We start from the raw sequence: 15,533 nt of genomic DNA on the forward strand, positions 1-15,533 counted from the left end.
CGGTAACCTCGTGCAGCTCACGCCGCAGGTCAGCGGAACCGTGATCAGCGTCAACGCCGACGACACGCAGATCGTCCAGGCCGGCGAAGCCGTGGTCAACCTCGACCCGGCCGATGCGCAGGTCGCGCTGGGCAACGCCCAGGCCCAGCTCGCGCAAACGGTACGGCAGGTCAGCGCCCTCTACGTTAACAACAACGTCTACCAGGCCGCGATCCAGCAGCGCCAGGCCGACCTGGGCAAGGCCCGCGACGATTTCCAGCGCCGCAGCCAAGTGACGGAAACCGGGGCCGTGTCCGCGGAAGACGTGGCCCACGCCCGCGACGCGGTCAAGACCGCCGAGGCCGCGCTCGAAGCTGCCCGCCAGCAACTTGCGTCCAACCGCGCCATGACCGACCAGACCACGGTCGCCGAGCACCCCGCCGTACAGGCCGCCGCCGCCAAGCTGCGCGACGCGCATCTCGCCCTGGCGCGCAACACGCTGCCGGCGCCCGTCACGGGCTATGTGGCACGCCGCTCGGTGCAGGTCGGCCAGCGCGTGGCCCCAGGCGCCCCGATGATGGCCATCGTCCCGCTGGATGGCGTGTGGGTAGATGCCAACTTCAAGGAAGTCCAGCTCCAGCACATGCGAATCGGCCAGCCGGTTGTGCTGCGCGCGGACGTGTACGGCAGCAGCGTGCGCTATCACGGCCGCGTGGTGGGCTTCTCCGCCGGCACCGGCAGCGCGTTCTCGGCGTTGCCGGCACAAAACGCCACCGGCAACTGGATCAAGGTAGTGCAACGCCTGCCCGCCCGCATCGAGCTCGATCCGGCGGAGCTGCGTGCCCACCCGCTGCAGATCGGCTTGTCGATGCAGGTCGACGTGGACACCAGGGACCGCAGCGGCGCGCAACTCGGCGCGGTCAAGAAAACCACCTACAGCACCAATGTCTACCATGGCTATGGGGAGCAAGCCGATGCTGAAATCGCTCGCATCATCGCGCTGAACAGCACCTCGGGCGCATCCAGCCAGGGCGCACAGGCCACCGCGGTTGCCGCGAAGACGGCGGAAAAGCCGGCCAAAGGTGCAGTCCTGTAATGCCTTGCCAAGATTTTTCTTCGTCATTTATCTGATAACTCAGATTTCTAAATCGAAATCAAATCCGGCAAGGGCCGGCCGACACAAGCCAGTGACCCGTCGAGTTCAACATGGAAAACACCAACACAGCCGAACCGCTCCAGCCCCCGCCGCTTACCGGCGGCAAGCTGGTGCTAGCCACCTTCGCGGTAGCGCTCGCCACCTTCATGAACGTGCTCGACTCGTCGATCGCCAACGTGGCCATTCCCACCATCTCCGGCAACCTCGGCGTGTCGGTGGACGAAGGCACGTGGGTCATCACGCTGTTCGCCGCCGCCAACGCGGTATCGATCCCGCTCACAGGCTGGCTGACCCAGCGCATCGGGCAAATCCGCCTGTTCGTCGGCGCCATCCTGCTGTTCGTGCTGTCGTCCTGGCTGTGCGGCATTGCGCCCACCCTGCCAATCCTGCTGGCCGCGCGCGTGCTGCAAGGCGCCGTGGCCGGCCCGCTGATTCCGCTCTCGCAGGCCATCCTGCTTGGCTCGTATCCCAAGCAACGCAGTTCCACGGCGCTGGCGCTGTGGGCCATGACGGCCACCGTGGGCCCGATTGCCGGCCCGGCGCTGGGTGGCTGGATGACCGACCGCTACTCCTGGTCGTGGATCTTCTACATCAACATTCCCGTAGGCCTGTTCGCCGCCGCCGTCACCTGGATCATCTACCGCTCGCGTGAAACACCGAAGCGCGCGCTGCCGATCGACAAGGTTGGCCTGGCTTCGCTCATCACCTGGGTGGCAGCGCTGCAGATCATGCTCGACAAGGGCAAGGATCTCGACTGGTTCCATTCGTCGCTGATCGTGGGCCTGGGTGTCGTTGCGTTGATCAGCTTTATCTTCTTCGTGATCTGGGAGCTGACTGAAGAGCATCCGATCGTCGATCTCAAGCTGTTTGCCGGGCGCAACTTCCTTGGCGGCACCGTGGCGATTTCGGTAGCCTTCGGCGTATTCTTCGCTAACCTGGTCCTGCTGCCGCAATGGATGCAGCAGTACCTTGGCTACCCGGCCGTGAATGCCGGCCTGGTGACCGCGCCGCTGGGCATCTTCGCCGTGATACTGGCGCCGGTGCTGGGCAAGATCATGCCGCGCTCCGATACGCGGGTGCTGGCGACCATGGCCTTTGCCGGCTTCGCCGCAGTGTTCTTCATGCGCTCGGGCTACACCACCACGGTGGACACCTGGACGCTGGTGCTGCCCACGTTATTGCAAGGCATCCCCACCGCGCTGTTCTTCGTGCCGCTGACCGCGATCATCCTGTCGGGGCTGTCGCCAGACAAGATTCCGGCCGCCGCGGGCCTGTCGAACTTTGTTCGCGTGTTCACCGGCGCGGTAGGGACGTCGCTGGCCAGCACGGCCTGGAACGACCGCAATGTCCTGCACCACTCGCAACTCGCGGAGCAGGCCAGCCAGCACAACCCGGCCTTTGTGCACACGCTGGAAGCCTTGCAGGCCACGGCCGGGTTCAGCCATGAGCAGGCGATGGCGTTCTTCGAACGCAACCTCACCACGCAAGCCGCCATGCTTGGCTTGAACGATATCTTCTGGATCTCGGGCGTGATCTTCATCGCGATCATTCCGCTGATCTGGTTCACCAAGCCGGCCAAGGGCGGCAATGCTGCCGCTGCTGCGGCCGCGCACTGAAGGCGCGCGGGAGCTTGCATGAATGGGGGGCGATCCGGCCTGCTTGCTTGCCGCCCTGCCGCGCCGCGTGTCACCCCGTTGACACATCAGCATTTTATGTTGCATTTGAAATGCTTGTTTTATAGAATCGTTCACAGGTTGCTGCGCCGCACGATATGCGAAGTCTGTTGGCAAGCGCACAGACAAAGACCGACGAACACTGACAAACACCAACGGCAATCCAGCGTTTCATCCCACCCTTTGCGAGAGGCGTCATGCTGCCCCAGCCACAAACCCAGCCATCTACCCGGCCGCCAACCGGCGCCGGATACCACAGCCACCCCGTGCTTGCGCTCGCGTTCCGGCCCTTCTATCTGCTGGCGGCGGGCTTCGCCGTAGTGGCCATCGGCGTGTGGGCAGCCATTTACCTGGGCTGGTGGCCCCGGTCTGGCGCACAGCCGGCCATGGGCGGCATGCTGTGGCATGCGCACGAGATGGTGTTTGGCTTTGCCGCCGTGGTTGTGGCCGGCTTCTTGTTTACCGCCGGCAAGAACTGGACGGGACAGCAGACGCCGCAGGGCTGGCTGCTGGGTGGTCTCGCCGCTGTGTGGCTCGCGGCGCGCGTGGCGATGTGGACCGGGCCCGCCCCTGCCGCGGCCGTGCTGGACCTCGCCTTCCTGCTGCTGTGCGCCACCGCCTTCCTGCGCGTGCTGGTGCGCGCCGGCAGCGTGCGCAACTATGGCCTTGCCGCCGCCCTGTTCCTGCTGTGGGCGCTGAACGTGGTGTTCCACCTGGCGATGGCGAGAGGCGCCGTGCACGTCGCACTGCAAAGTGCCGATGCCGGCATCGGCCTGGTCGTCATCTTCATTACCGTGATCGGCGGGCGGGTGATCCCGATGTTCACCGCCAATACCGTGCCCGGCGTACGCATCCGGCGCTCGACGCCGGTGGAGCGCAGCGTGGTGGCGCTGACGCTGGCCGCGATGATCGCCTGCACGCTGGCGCCGCGCGGCATGGCAACCGCGGCCATCGCGCTGCTGGCTGCGCTGGCGCAAGCGCTGCGGCTTGGCGGCTGGAGCTCGTGGCACACGGTGCGCAAGCCGCTGATCGCCATCCTTCACCTGGCGTATGCCTGCCTGCCGCTGGGCCTGGTGCTGCTGGCGGCGTCCGCCCTGGGCTGGACCGACCGCTCGACGGCGCTGCACGCCCTCACCGTAGGCGCGATCGGCTGCGCCATCCTGGGGATGATCACGCGCACCGCGCTGGGCCACACCGGCCGCAAGCTGGAAGCGGGTGCGATGGAGCACGCCGCCTACGCGTGCATCGGCCTGGCCGCTGTCGTCCGCGTGATCGGGCCGCTGCTGTTGCCGCAATTCAAACCGTACTGGATCGCCAGCGCGGCGGCGCTCTGGATGGCGGCCTTCGCGCTGTACCTGCTGAAGTACGTGCCCTACCTGACCCGGCCCCGGGCCGACGGACGGGAAGGTTAAGGCTTCGCGCGATGCCCCCCTCCGAACGAGACCACGCGCCCCGCTTTCCCCACCTGCCCGCCTCGGCCTTTGGCATCATGGCGGATCCAGGTAACCACCGGCACAAGATGAAGAGATGGATGTCCATTTGAGCATTCACGGCCGGCAGGGCCTTGCCGGCCAACTCTATCGGCAGTTGCGGGCGGGCATCGTCGACGGCCGGCTGGCGCCGGGTGAAAGGCTGCCGTCGACCCGTGACCTTGCCACGCAGCTTGGGGTATCGCGCAAGACCACGCTCGACGTGTTCGAGCGGCTGATTGCCGAGGGCTACCTGCGCTCCCGCGCCGGCGACGGCACCTTCGTCGCGCACGAGATGACGGGCCTGGCGCCATCGCCGTCACCGCTCTCCCCCAGCGCCGGCTCCGGCTCGATCTGGGAAGCGCTGCCCGACCCCCTTCCCCATACGCCACCCGGCGCCGCGCCAGCGTTCGACTTCGTGGGCGGCGTCACCGACAAGGGCATGTTTCCCTTCGACAAATGGCGTAGCTGTGTCAGCCACGCGCTACGCGTGCAGGCCCGCGGGCGCGGCAGCTACCGGGATCCCGCCGGCGAGCAGGAACTGCGGCTTGCGGTGTCGCGCTACCTGGCGTTCAGCCGCGCCGTGGTCAGCAACTGGCAGGACGTCGTCGTCACGCAGGGCGCGCAGCAGGCGATCGACCTGATGGCGCGGGTGGTCATCCGCCCCGGCGACGTGGTGGCGGTGGAGGATCCCGGGTATCCGCCCGCGCGCATTGCGTTTTCCGCGCTGGGCGCGCAGGTGGCTTATGTCCCCGTGGATGCGCAGGGGCTGGTAGTGGAAGCCCTGCCGGACAACGCGCGCATTGTCTACGTCACGCCGTCYCACCAGTTTCCACTGGGCATGGCGATGAGCCTGGAGCGGCGCGTGGCGCTGCTCGAGTGGGCGCAACGCCGCGGCGCGCTGGTGCTGGAGGACGACTACGACGGCGAGTACCGTTTCATGGGCCACCCGATGGAGTCGCTCAAGAGCCTGGACAAGACAGGGGTGGTGGCATACGTCGGCACCTTCTCCAAGACGATCTTCCCCGAGTTGCGCATCGGCTACGTGATTCCCCCGGCGCCGCTGGGCACAGCCGTGCGCCGGGCCAAGCAGGTCAGCGACTGGCACAGCTGCACCATGACGCAGACGGCGCTGGCCAAGTTCATGCTCGACGGCCACTTCGCCAAGCACCTGCGGCGCATGCGCAAGGAGTACGCCGCACGCCGCGCCGCATTGCTTGAACACCTGCAGGGCCCGTTGAGCCCGTGGTTCACGCCCCACGCGCCGGCCGCGGGCATCCACATGGTGGCCCACCTGAAGATGCCGMACGACGAGACCGCGCTGATCGCGCGCGCCGCCGCCGTATCGGTCGGCCTGTATGGCATTGCAGGCATGTACGGCGGGCAGGCGCCGGCACCTGGCATCCTGTTTGGCTACGGTGGCATCAGCGTGGCGGACATCCACGCCGGCATGGAGAAGCTGGCCGGGGCGCTGGCGGCGGACGGTCCGCCACTGGTTACCTCAAATTAGGGAAAACTGGCTATTTTGCATAGCCAGTCGCCGTCCTATTCTTGTTCCCGTCGCGCCTCCACACTGATGGCGCAAAACGCAAGGCAGGAGCAAACCATGGAACAACGTCTCGACTTCTACAAAGCCAGTCCCGCCGCCATCAAGGCCATGCTCGGCCTGGAAGAACGCATCGGCAAGAGCGGCCTGGAAAAACCGCTGGTAGAGCTGGTGCGCCTGCGCGCTTCGCAGATCAATGGCTGCGCCTATTGCATCGACCTGCACACCACCGATGCGCGCAAGGGCGGCGAGAATGACCGCCGCCTGGCCACCCTGTCGGCCTGGCGCGAAACGCCCTTCTTCACTGACCGCGAGCGCGCCGCGCTGGCCTGGACGGAAGCCGTCACGCTGGTCGCCCAGGATCATGTGCCCGACGCTGTCTGGGAAGCGGTTCGCGCCCACTTCGGCGACGCCGAGCTGGTCGACCTGACCCTGCTGATTGCCACGATCAACAGCTGGAACCGTTTCGCCATCTCGTTTCGCAAGACGCCGGCCTGAACCCGGGCCGACTTCGCCAGCCGGGAGATCGGCGCAACGCGGGCTTACTGCTCGCCAGCGCCCTCGGCTGCCGCCTGGGAGGCCTTGGCCTTGCGCGTCACGTTCTTGACCGGGATGCCGGTCAGGGTGGCCGCGCCGCCGTCGCCAAATGCCCGGGTGAGCGCCGCAGGCTTCTCCACCAGATCCTGCAAGCTATACGCGTCCAGCACCTCGAAATAAGCCCGCAACGCCGCGGACAGCACGCCGCGCAAGCCGCATACGCGGGTGATGATGCAGTGGTTGTCGTCGCCCTGGAAGCACTCCACCAGGTTGAAATCCRACTCCATGGTCCGGATCACCTCACCCACATTGATCTCCGACGCCGGCCGGCCCAGCTCGATGCCGCCGGCGCGCCCGCGCACCGTATGCAGGAAGCCGGACTGGCCGAGCTTTTGCACGATCTTGATCAGGTGGTTCTTGGGAATGCYGAATGCATCCGCGATGTGCTGGATGGTGACCAGCTCGCCCGGATGGACCGCGACATAGATCAGGGTCCGCAGACTGTAATCGGTGTAGTCGGTCAGTCTCATGGAAAAGTCCGGTTTGCGGCGATGATGTACGGGGTAGCCAGGATGGCGCTCCGGCGGGCATTGCGCCTCAGTGCGGCGGCCGTCGCAGTCTAACATGGACCAAAGATGCATCTTTGCGCGCTGCCGCAAATTTTATGTTGCATTGCAAATGCATGTTTAATAAAATCGGTTCCAAGGCGTCGCCACCTGACCGCGTCCAGGCTGAACCGAGACCGCACCCAGACCGTACGGCGCCACCGCACCACGGTGCGGAGTCATTTTTCTTTTTTGTTGCATTTTATGCACATCTTTGGAGGTTGCCGTGCTGTCCGAACAATCGAGACCCCTGATCGACGCTAGCGTCCCCGTGCTGCGCGAACATGGCCTGGCCATTACCCAGACGTTCTATCGCAACATGTTTGCCGATCGGCCCGAGCTGACCAACCTGTTCAACATGGGCAACCAGGCCAACGGTTCGCAGCAGCAGTCGCTCGCCTCCGCCGTGTTTGCCTATGCCGCCAACTATGGCGACAACAGCGCCCTGGCACCGGTGGTCAGCCGCATCGTCCACAAGCACGTCTCGGTCGGCATCAAGCCCAGCCACTACGCCATCGTCGCGCGCCACCTGCTCGGCGCCATTGGCGAAGTGCTTGGCGATGCCGCCACCGCGGCGCTGGTCGCCGCCTGGGACGAAGCCTACTGGCTGCTCGCCGCCGAACTGATCGCCGCGGAAGCCCGTCTCTACGAGCGCGCGCAAACCGGCCCCGATCACCGCCAGCCCGTGCGCATCGTCGCGCGCGAAGAACAAAGCGCCGACATCACCGCCTTCACGCTCGAAGCCGTGGGCGGCACCACGCTGGCAGACTTCCTGCCCGGCCAGTACATCTCCGTGGTGGTGGAACTCACCCCCGGCGCCTTCCAGCAACGCCAGTACAGTTTGTCCGACGCGCCCAACGGCAAGACCTGGCGCATCTCGGTCAAGCGCGACCGCGGCAATGGCGAGGACCTGCCCGCCGGCGCGGTCTCGAACTGGCTGCACGAGAACGCCCGCGAAGGCGACGTGCTGCTGGTCAGCCAGCCCTTCGGCGACTTCGTCCCGCGCATCGAGCCCAGCACCCCCATCGTGCTGCTCTCGGCCGGCGTCGGCGTCACGCCCATGATCTGCGCGCTGAACACCGTCGCGCAGCGCAACCCTTCACGCAAGGTCGTATTCGGCCACGCCGCGCGCATGGCCTCGCACGTGGCGCACCTGAAGGACGTCAAGCATGCCGCCCGCAAGCTGCCCAAGCTGCGCACGCACTTTTTCCTGGAATCCGAGGAGCCGGCGGAATTTCTGGCGCAACCCGCCCTGCCCGGCCGCATGGATATCGATGTGATTCTGGCCGACGAAGATCTTGCGGATGCKGACTTCTACCTGTGCGGGCCGCTGCCGTTCATGCAGGCACAGCGCGCGGCGCTGCAGGCGCGTGGGGTGAAGGCGGAACGGGTGCACCGGGAGGTGTTTGGGCCGGATTTGCTGGATACGCTGCTGTAACGTTAAAAACCAGACGGCAACAAAGCGCGCGGGGACCCCGCGCGCACGGCTGGCAGGCGCCAGCCACCACAAGCTCAGGAAGCCGGCCCTTGCTGCCGCGGGAACCGCAGCGCAAACCGCACCAGCCCAGGCGCGGGGCAACTGGCCTTCACGCCACCGCCGTGCAGCACCATGATGGCCTTCACGATAGCCAGGCCGAGGCCGTTGGACTCGGCGACCCGGCTGCGCGCGGCATCGCCGCGATAGAAGCGGTCGAACAGGCGGTCGAGCTGGCCTTGCGGGATGGCCTCGCCCTGGTTCTCCACCGAAACGACAATGCCGTCAGCCTCTTCGGTACTGCTCAGGCGCACCACGCTGCCCGGCGTGCCGTAGCGCACGGCATTGACCACCAGGTTGTTGATGGCGCGCCGGCACAGCAGCGGATTGGCCCAGACCGTGCCGAGCGCCTCCACTTCGAATGTCATCGCCTTCTCGTCCGCCGGCCCTTCGAAATACTCGGCGATCTTGTTGAGCTCGTCAGGCAGCGACACCGGGGCACGCTCGATAACCAGCCCGGCATGGTCGGCCTGCGCCAGGAACAGGATGTTCTCGGCGATATGGCCAAGCCGGTTCAGCTCCTCCAGGTTGGACTCGAGGACGTCCTGGTATTCCTCCGGCCGGCGCGACTGGCTCAGCGTGACCTGGGTCTGGCCGATCAGCGCGCCCACGGGCGTGCGGATCTCGTGGGCCAGGTCGGCGGAGAACTGGGACAGGCGCYCGTAACCGTCGGCCAGCCGGTCCAGCATGGCGTTGAACGCGCCGACGAGGCCACGCAGCTCGGCGGGGGCATCCCGCTCATCCAGGCGCACCGCCAGGCTGGCCGGGCTGATCTCGGCGGCACGCGCGGCGATGCTGCCAACCGGCTTGAGCCCACGCCGGATAGCGAAAAAGGCGAGCGCGGTCGCCGCCAGCATGCCGACYAGCGCGGCCAGCACCACGCGGTCGCGGTAGGCGGCGAGCATCCGCACTTCGTTGCTCATCGGATGCGCGGCGATCACCTCRACCACGCCGCCGTCCTCGCTGGAGCGCGCCATCGCGGCCGCCCAGTGCACCGGCACGCCGTTGTCCAGCCGGGTGCGCAGGATGCTGGCCGCGCTCAGGCCGGCGCCGTCGCCCGGCGCGGACGCCTCGAGCTTTGCCGGCACCGGCAGGTTGTCCGGGTTGACGTGGATAAACGGCGGCTCGCCCGGYTTGCGGAAAATCAGCACGTCGCGCTCGGCGCCGAGCATGGATTCGAACAGCAAAGGCCGGTCCTTGAGCTCGCCGACGGTGTACACATCGCTGGCCAGCCGGCGGAAATGCGCCACGCGCCCGATCAGCTGCAGATCGGCGCGAGCCTCCATCGAGGTCTTGACGGACTGGTAGAAATACGCGCCCAGCGCGCCGATCACCACGCAGGCAATCGCGGCGAACAACAACGTGGTGCGCGCGGTCAGTGAGCGCGAGGACCAGGCTTTCACGCGCCCTCGCCAAAGGTATAGCCGATGCTGCGCACGGTATGGATGAGCTTCTTGTCGAAGGGCTGGTCGACCTTGGCGCGCAGCCGCTTGATGGCCACGTCAACGACGTTGGTGTCGCTGTCGAAGTTCATGTCCCACACCTCGGCGGCGATCAGCGTGCGCGACAGCGCCTCGCCCTGGCGCTTGACCAGCAGGTGCAGCAGCAGGAATTCCTTGTTGGTCAGCACGATCTCCACGCCCTGGCGCGTCACCTTGCGGCGCAGGACATCGAGCTTGAGGTCGGCGAATTCGAACAGTTCCGCCTCGCGCACCACGCCGCGGCGCAGCAGCGTGCGGATGCGCAGCACCAGCTCGATGAACGAGAACGGCTTGACCAGGTAATCGTCGGCGCCGAGCTCAAGCCCGTGGATGCGGTCGTTGACGTGGTCGCGCGCGGTCAGGAAGATCACCGGCAGGTCGCGCCGCGCGCGCAGCGTGCGCATGATTTCCCAGCCGTCGATGCCCGGCAGCATCACGTCGAGCACGACGAGGTCGTAGGGATGCTCCAGCGCCATGTGCAGGCCGTCCGTGCCGGTGCGCGCGAGATCCACGGCGTAGCCGCTTTCGCGCAAACCCTTCTTGAGGTAATCGCCGGTCTTGGGGTCGTCTTCGATGACGAGGATGCTCATGATGCGCAAAGCCATTCAAGGGTATGCCGCCATTCTAGCGGTGGCCGGATCCCTGATTTATGACATTTTGGTCATCAAAAAGTCATCCGAGCGACCCGACCATCCTCCTAACCTACGAAGCACTTTCCACGCACCAGGAGTTCCAGGATGAAGATCGTTTCGAGCATGTTGACGCGTACCTTGGTGGCCCCGGCGCTGCTCGCCGGCGCCATGTTTGCCGCATCGCCCGCGGTGCTGGCACAGCCCGCTCCCGCCGCCACGCCGACCGGCGTGCGCGGCACCGTGACCGCCTTCGCCGGCGACACGCTGAAGGTGCGCACGCGGTCGGGACAGGACCTGGAAGTGGGCCTGACCAAGGACACGGCGGTGCGCGCGGTGACGCTGGCCAAGGTCGATGAGATCAAGCCCGGCAGCTATATCGGCTCGGCCGCCGTGCCGCAGGCGGATGGCTCGCTCAAGGCGCTCGAGGTGCACGTGTTCCCGCCCAGCATGCGCGGCAGCGGCGAAGGCCACCGTGCGTGGGACCTCGGCAAGAACAGCAGCATGACCAACGGCACCGTAGGCAACGTGGTGGTCAGCAACGGCCGCACCATCACCGTGAAGTACCCCGACGGCGAAAAGCGCATCGTGATCCCCAACGACGTGCCCATCGTCAACCTGGAGCCCAGCGACCGCTCCTTGCTGGTCCCCGGCGCGCATATCGTGCTGTTTGCCAGCAAAGGCGCCGACGGCGGACTGACCGCGCGCTTTATCTCGGCCGGCAAGCAAGGCGTCGTGCCGCCGATGTAAGACCCGCCCGGGCCGGCGCTGTCCGGCCTGGCTCCTTGCTGTACCGCCAACGCTCCCCCTCATGCGCAAGCTCCCCTCCTCCGCACCCGCGCGGCGCGCCATCGTCCATCCGCTGGTCGTGCGCGCCACGCACTGGGTCAACGCTTTCGCCATGGCCTGCATGGTGATGAGCGGTTGGGCAATCTATAACGCCTCGCCGCTGTTTCCCTTCAAATTTCCGGCCTGGGCGACGGTGGGCGGCTGGCTGGGCGGCTCGATCGCATGGCATTTCGCGGCCATGTGGCTGCTGGCCGCCAATGGCCTGGTCTACCTGGCCTATGGCCTMGCCACGCGGCATTTCCGGCGCCATTTCCTGCCGCTGAGCGCGCGTGGCGTCCTGCGTGACGCGTCGCTCGCCATCCGGCTGCGCCTGCCGCACCGGCCCGGCGCCTACAACGCGGTGCAGAGGCTGATGTATGTGGCGGTGCTGCTGCTGGGCGTGCTGGTGGTGGCATCCGGGCTGGCCATCTGGAAGCCCGTGCAGCTGGACTGGCTGGCGACGCTGTTTGGCGGGTTCGACACGGCGCGCCATGTGCATTTCTTTGCCATGGCGGGGATCGCGGGCTTTGTGGTGATTCACCTGGCGCTGGTCATCCTGGTGCCGGCCACCTTGTTGCCAATGTTGACCGGACGCGCCGGGCGCGCTGGCCATGGAGATGTCAAAGCATGAGCGCCCCCAACGATGGCAAGCGGATCGGCATGCCGGCTTCGGAGCCGCCATGCGCGACTGATTTCAAGCCCCAGCTCGTGCAGCTCCAGCGGCGCCTGCTATTGCGCTCCTCGCTGTCGCTAGGCGCGCTGTCCATGCTGGCGGGCTGCACCTTGCAGGATGGCGACGCCGTGGACAAGGTGCTGTGGTCAATGTCGCGCTGGAACGATCGCGTTCAGGCCTGGCTGTTCAACCGCAACCGGCTCGCGCCCACCTACGCGCGCAGCCAGATCACGCAGCCCTTCCCGTTCAACGCCTTCTATCCTGAGTACGACGTGCCGGAGGTCGATGCTGCCGGCTACCGCCTCGAAGTCTCCGGGCTGGTCGCCGACAAGCGCACGTGGAGCCTGGCGCAACTGCGCGCGCTGCCGCAGGCGGGGCAGATCACGCGGCATATCTGCATCGAAGGCTGGAGCGCGATCGGCGAATGGCGCGGCGTTGCGCTGCGCACCTTCCTGGAACGCATCGGCGCGGACACCACCGCCCGCTATATCGGCTTCAAATGCGCGGACCGCTATTACTCCAGCCTCGACATGGAAACCGCGCTGCACCCGCAGACCATGCTGGCGCTGGATTTTGGCAGCGAGCCGCTGCCCGCCCGGTATGGCTACCCGCTCAAGCTGCGGGTGCCGACCAAGCTCGGCTTCAAGAACCCCAAGCATATCGCCGCGCTCTTCGTGACCAACGAGAATCCGGGCGGCTATTGGGAAGACCAGGGGTATAACGGGTTCAGCGGGCTGTAGGACAAGAAAGCACCGCCGCCGGCAAGTGACGAACTCTGGGTGATGCACTGTATGCCGGGCACCAAACACGGTGTGTGGTGTGCGCGCTGCCGCACCCGCAAAGCGCGCGGAGCATTCCCACCGCCGCCACACATGGGTAATATCAAGGCCATGCGCGCTGCCGCCACCCGGCCGGCACGCAGCCTGGATAGCGCAAGCCCGCCTGATCTCCCGCCGCGGGCACCGGCACGCGAACGAGGGAGACCATGGCTTCAGTGGCATCAGCGGCATCAGGCAGCAGCCCCTACCGGCAACTCTGGCACCTCACATCCGAAGGATGGGGCTACTGCGCGCTCGGCACCTTCAGCCACGATGGCCTGCCCCCGGAATGGCGTGCCGTGCTGCCCATGCTGCCGCTGCGCGACCGCTACTCGCCCGTGAAAGCCGCCCGCATGGTGCTGGTCACCATGCAGATCCGCGGCGCGGCGCCGGCATCGGCCACGCAATCGGATCCGCAGCGGCCGTTGTATTACGTTTATCAGGCCTGGAGTACACGGCGGGTGGCTTGAGGCAAGTCGTCTTAGCGATCCTCTCGGGTGTGCCACACCCGCAGCACGTAGATTGTCGAATCCCGACTGGTCCACTTAAGGTATAGCCGCCATGCATCTGCTCCGCGGCCACCAGGGCCGTATTGCAAAGCCCCCAGCCGAGCCGCCACCGATCATGGACTCGACCACGTACATGTTCAGGTGTCCCGCCTTGCGATTCAGCCCGGTCACCGCGAAGCCTTGACCGTCATCCTGCTTACACTCCGTCCGTGACCGGATAGGGTTCATCGGTCACCGTGTAGCCCAGGTCGCGCAGCTTTTGCTTGACCAGTTCGCGCTGCTCCTTGGAGTAAGTCACGTTATCCTCGATCTTGAACGGCACGTCCATTTTCAGCGTCTTGACGATGATGTTCAGCGCGTAGTCGCGGGCGCGTAGATAGCGCAGTTCTTCGGGTGTCATGGCCGATTCGCTGCCATCCGCGTTGTAGCGGCGCAATCCGATATCCTTGATTTCCATCGGGTCGTTCAGCACGGGAATCAGCGCCGGCACAAATTTCGGCGTGCGCCATGCGCGGAACTGATAGAAGATCATGAGCGGGTCCATTTTCCCGTCACGGTCACCCGCACTCAGCGCACGCGTCATCAGTTCCATACTGCCGGGGTCGTCCAGCAGCGCGAGGCCGAAGACCGCGCCGACCCGCACTCCATAGTCCTTTGCTCCCACATAAGGCTTCAGGTCGGCGACGCGCTGCTCCGCTGATACGGGGATCTGCGCCATGGTGAGCAGGAGATCCTTGTCGTCTTCTCTTGCTGGTGGTCGCAACTGCCCCTTCAGAATTGGGTAAACCTCGGCACGGGGGTTTTCGATCAAGCCAACCACGCTTGCCTGACCACCCCCTTTACTAAAGCCCTGCGCCAATAGCGTCGCCGATTCGAGCGTGGGAACCTTCCGCAGAAAGCCATAGGCAATTCTCATCGCGGTACTGCTTGTCCTCGGATCGCTCACAATGGCTTGGACTTCCGGCACGATGGCGTTCTGCTGCTGACGGACGTAGGCATGGACGTCATCCCAATCATCCCACCGATTTTGGCTGATATGTTGGTTCATCAATTGTGCGAGGCGAGGCATATTCGGTAGCTCCGGAATGGCGAGATCTTGCGCAGCCCATGTTTGTGGCAATGCAATGGTGCTGCCAAGCAACAGGCTCAGGCAAAGACGCCTTGCCCAGCGTTGTCGGACGGTGGTGCCCATGCTGTTTTCTTCTCCGTTGACGATTCATGTTTATTGAGCAGAGCAATCCCGCGCGCCGTGACAATTTCGGAATATCTCGACGAGGACACGATTTTCGGTACCGTCTTGCAGCACAGCATCTTGCCGCCGACATACCAGCCATTGCCAACGTCGTATTGCCTGCCGCGTTGCCGGGTATTGGCGTCCAGCGGATCGGTGCCGTTCAACCCGGTATAGACGTACATCAGCATCCGACGGGACCAGAAGTCCTCCAGGTTGTGATGCTCGTCCTTTCCGTCAATCTGGACGTGAACATCGTCCCCCTTGGGGTTATGCGTCGCAGGATGCCAGAGGCCAAGGAAGTGCCCGATCTCGTGGGCAAAGGTCTRGACAAGCTGATCTTGCGTGGACGGTTGACTGCCATGCATCTGCTCGGCGGCCACCAACGCGGTGTTGCACAGCCCCCAGCCGATGCCGCCACCGATCATGGACTCGACCACATACATGTTCAGGTGTTCCGCCTTGCGATTCAGCTCGGTCACCACCGGAAATTCGTTGATAGGGGCCTTGACCGTCATCGCCCCTGCCTGCGTCAGATCGATGGTGTCATTCAGCCATTGTGTGACTTGGAAGCGAACCCCCGCCGCACGCCAGATATCGTTGATCTTGTCGAAGATTGGTTCAAGCTTTGGACGCTGCAGGGACGGAGGAACCCGTGGAATCTCTGGCTTACCGGCTTGTCCAATGGATACGAAATGCACTGCCACGGCTACCTCAATGGGCTCGTAGACCTGCACAGCCAAGGTGTGCAGTAGCGGCCCACTGGCACCGCCATAACGCACTTCAATTGCGGCCGTCGTTCCTTTCGCTTTGTCGCGCTGACCAGCGATTCCCGTCAACTCGATCAGGTCACCCGTCACTTGAC

The 15,533-nt window shown here is 65.4% G+C and carries 15 protein-coding genes; 10 read left to right on the top strand and 5 right to left on the bottom strand.

The genetic code is table 11. The annotated features are described in order from the left end of the window. The 5 genes from AC1DS3_RS22975 to AC1DS3_RS22995 form a co-directional block, all read left to right on the top strand. Positions 1-1,075 (top strand): EmrA/EmrK family multidrug efflux transporter periplasmic adaptor subunit (locus AC1DS3_RS22975; protein WP_477128015.1); only part of this gene is annotated, 1,075 nt, incomplete at its 5' end. A 110-nt stretch (positions 1,076-1,185) separates the two neighbouring features. Beyond that, the gene (locus tag AC1DS3_RS22980; protein ID WP_441630880.1) at positions 1,186-2,751 is read left to right on the top strand and encodes a DHA2 family efflux MFS transporter permease subunit; all 1,566 of its coding nucleotides are present in this window, start codon (positions 1,186-1,188) and stop codon (positions 2,749-2,751) included. Between the two features lie 254 nt (positions 2,752-3,005). After that, a complete protein-coding gene (locus AC1DS3_RS22985; protein ID WP_441630878.1) occupies positions 3,006-4,220 on the top strand; it encodes an NnrS family protein in 1,215 nt (404 codons plus the stop codon). 115 nt (positions 4,221-4,335) lie between these two features. Continuing rightward, positions 4,336-5,787, top strand: coding sequence for a MocR-like pyridoxine biosynthesis transcription factor PdxR (pdxR, locus tag AC1DS3_RS22990; protein ID WP_477128016.1), 1,452 nt, complete (start codon positions 4,336-4,338; stop codon positions 5,785-5,787). A gap of 96 nt (positions 5,788-5,883) precedes the next feature. Beyond that, positions 5,884-6,321: a carboxymuconolactone decarboxylase family protein gene (locus AC1DS3_RS22995; RefSeq protein ID WP_441630874.1), complete on the top strand. Its 438-nt coding sequence runs from the start codon at positions 5,884-5,886 to the stop codon at positions 6,319-6,321. 44 nt (positions 6,322-6,365) lie between these two features. Here AC1DS3_RS22995 and AC1DS3_RS23000 read toward each other — a convergent pair whose 3' ends face one another. Continuing rightward, positions 6,366-6,890: an RrF2 family transcriptional regulator gene (locus tag AC1DS3_RS23000; RefSeq protein WP_477128017.1), complete on the bottom strand. Its 525-nt coding sequence runs from the start codon at positions 6,888-6,890 to the stop codon at positions 6,366-6,368. Between the two features lie 301 nt (positions 6,891-7,191). Between AC1DS3_RS23000 and AC1DS3_RS23005 the strand changes: the two genes are divergently transcribed. Next, positions 7,192-8,403 carry a globin domain-containing protein gene (locus tag AC1DS3_RS23005; protein ID WP_441630870.1) on the top strand — a complete coding sequence of 404 codons (1,212 nt, stop codon included), beginning with the start codon at positions 7,192-7,194 and terminating at the stop codon, positions 8,401-8,403. A 74-nt stretch (positions 8,404-8,477) separates the two neighbouring features. On the opposite strand, the gene AC1DS3_RS23010 is transcribed toward AC1DS3_RS23005, so the two are convergent. Together AC1DS3_RS23010 and AC1DS3_RS23015 are read right to left on the bottom strand one after the other, a co-directional pair. Then, positions 8,478-9,902, bottom strand: coding sequence for a heavy metal sensor histidine kinase (locus AC1DS3_RS23010; RefSeq protein WP_477128018.1), 1,425 nt, complete (start codon positions 9,900-9,902; stop codon positions 8,478-8,480). After that, complete coding sequence (locus AC1DS3_RS23015) at positions 9,899-10,570, bottom strand: heavy metal response regulator transcription factor (protein ID WP_441630866.1); 672 nt, start codon at positions 10,568-10,570, stop codon at positions 9,899-9,901. Before AC1DS3_RS23015 ends, AC1DS3_RS23010 begins: the two co-directional genes overlap by 4 nt. A gap of 147 nt (positions 10,571-10,717) precedes the next feature. On the opposite strand from AC1DS3_RS23015, the gene AC1DS3_RS23020 reads away from it, so the two are divergent. From AC1DS3_RS23020 to AC1DS3_RS23035, 4 genes are all read left to right on the top strand, one after another. Further along, positions 10,718-11,359, top strand: coding sequence for a hypothetical protein (locus AC1DS3_RS23020; protein WP_441630864.1), 642 nt, complete (start codon positions 10,718-10,720; stop codon positions 11,357-11,359). A gap of 61 nt (positions 11,360-11,420) precedes the next feature. Beyond that, positions 11,421-12,068 (top strand): cytochrome b/b6 domain-containing protein, encoded by a 648-nt coding sequence (locus AC1DS3_RS23025; protein WP_441630862.1) that lies wholly within the window; start codon positions 11,421-11,423, stop codon positions 12,066-12,068. A 29-nt stretch (positions 12,069-12,097) separates the two neighbouring features. Further along, positions 12,098-12,850, top strand: a complete 753-nt coding sequence (locus AC1DS3_RS23030) for a molybdopterin-dependent oxidoreductase (RefSeq protein WP_441630918.1) — start codon at positions 12,098-12,100, stop codon at positions 12,848-12,850. 245 nt (positions 12,851-13,095) lie between these two features. Further along, entirely contained in the window at positions 13,096-13,398 is a 303-nt protein-coding gene (locus AC1DS3_RS23035; protein ID WP_441630860.1) for a hypothetical protein, read from the top strand. A 235-nt stretch (positions 13,399-13,633) separates the two neighbouring features. Here AC1DS3_RS23035 and AC1DS3_RS23040 read toward each other — a convergent pair whose 3' ends face one another. Both AC1DS3_RS23040 and AC1DS3_RS23045 read right to left on the bottom strand, forming a co-directional pair. Beyond that, positions 13,634-14,629, bottom strand: coding sequence for a hypothetical protein (locus AC1DS3_RS23040; RefSeq protein WP_441630858.1), 996 nt, complete (start codon positions 14,627-14,629; stop codon positions 13,634-13,636). After that, on the bottom strand, positions 14,584-15,533 hold a 950-nt coding region (locus tag AC1DS3_RS23045; RefSeq protein WP_477128019.1), incomplete at its 5' end, for a zinc-dependent metalloprotease family protein. The genes AC1DS3_RS23040 and AC1DS3_RS23045, both read right to left, overlap by 46 nt.

The sequence above is a fragment of the Cupriavidus sp. 01L46 genome (assembly GCF_056399905.1).

What these genes read in the sequence shown, in the direction of transcription:
- AC1DS3_RS22980 (WP_441630880.1), top strand. Translation starts at nt 1,186, where the DNA reads ATGGAAAACACCAACACAGCCGAACCGCTCCAGCCCCCGCCGCTTACC.
- AC1DS3_RS22985 (WP_441630878.1), top strand. Translation starts at nt 3,006, where the DNA reads ATGCTGCCCCAGCCACAAACCCAGCCATCTACCCGGCCGCCAACCGGC.
- AC1DS3_RS22995 (WP_441630874.1), top strand. Translation starts at nt 5,884, where the DNA reads ATGGAACAACGTCTCGACTTCTACAAAGCCAGTCCCGCCGCCATCAAG.
- AC1DS3_RS23015 (WP_441630866.1), bottom strand. Translation starts at nt 10,570, where the DNA reads ATGAGCATCCTCGTCATCGAAGACGACCCCAAGACCGGCGATTACCTC.
- AC1DS3_RS23020 (WP_441630864.1), top strand. Translation starts at nt 10,718, where the DNA reads ATGAAGATCGTTTCGAGCATGTTGACGCGTACCTTGGTGGCCCCGGCG.
- AC1DS3_RS23030 (WP_441630918.1), top strand. Translation starts at nt 12,098, where the DNA reads ATGCCGGCTTCGGAGCCGCCATGCGCGACTGATTTCAAGCCCCAGCTC.
- AC1DS3_RS23035 (WP_441630860.1), top strand. Translation starts at nt 13,096, where the DNA reads ATGGCTTCAGTGGCATCAGCGGCATCAGGCAGCAGCCCCTACCGGCAA.
- AC1DS3_RS23040 (WP_441630858.1), bottom strand. Translation starts at nt 14,629, where the DNA reads ATGGGCACCACCGTCCGACAACGCTGGGCAAGGCGTCTTTGCCTGAGC.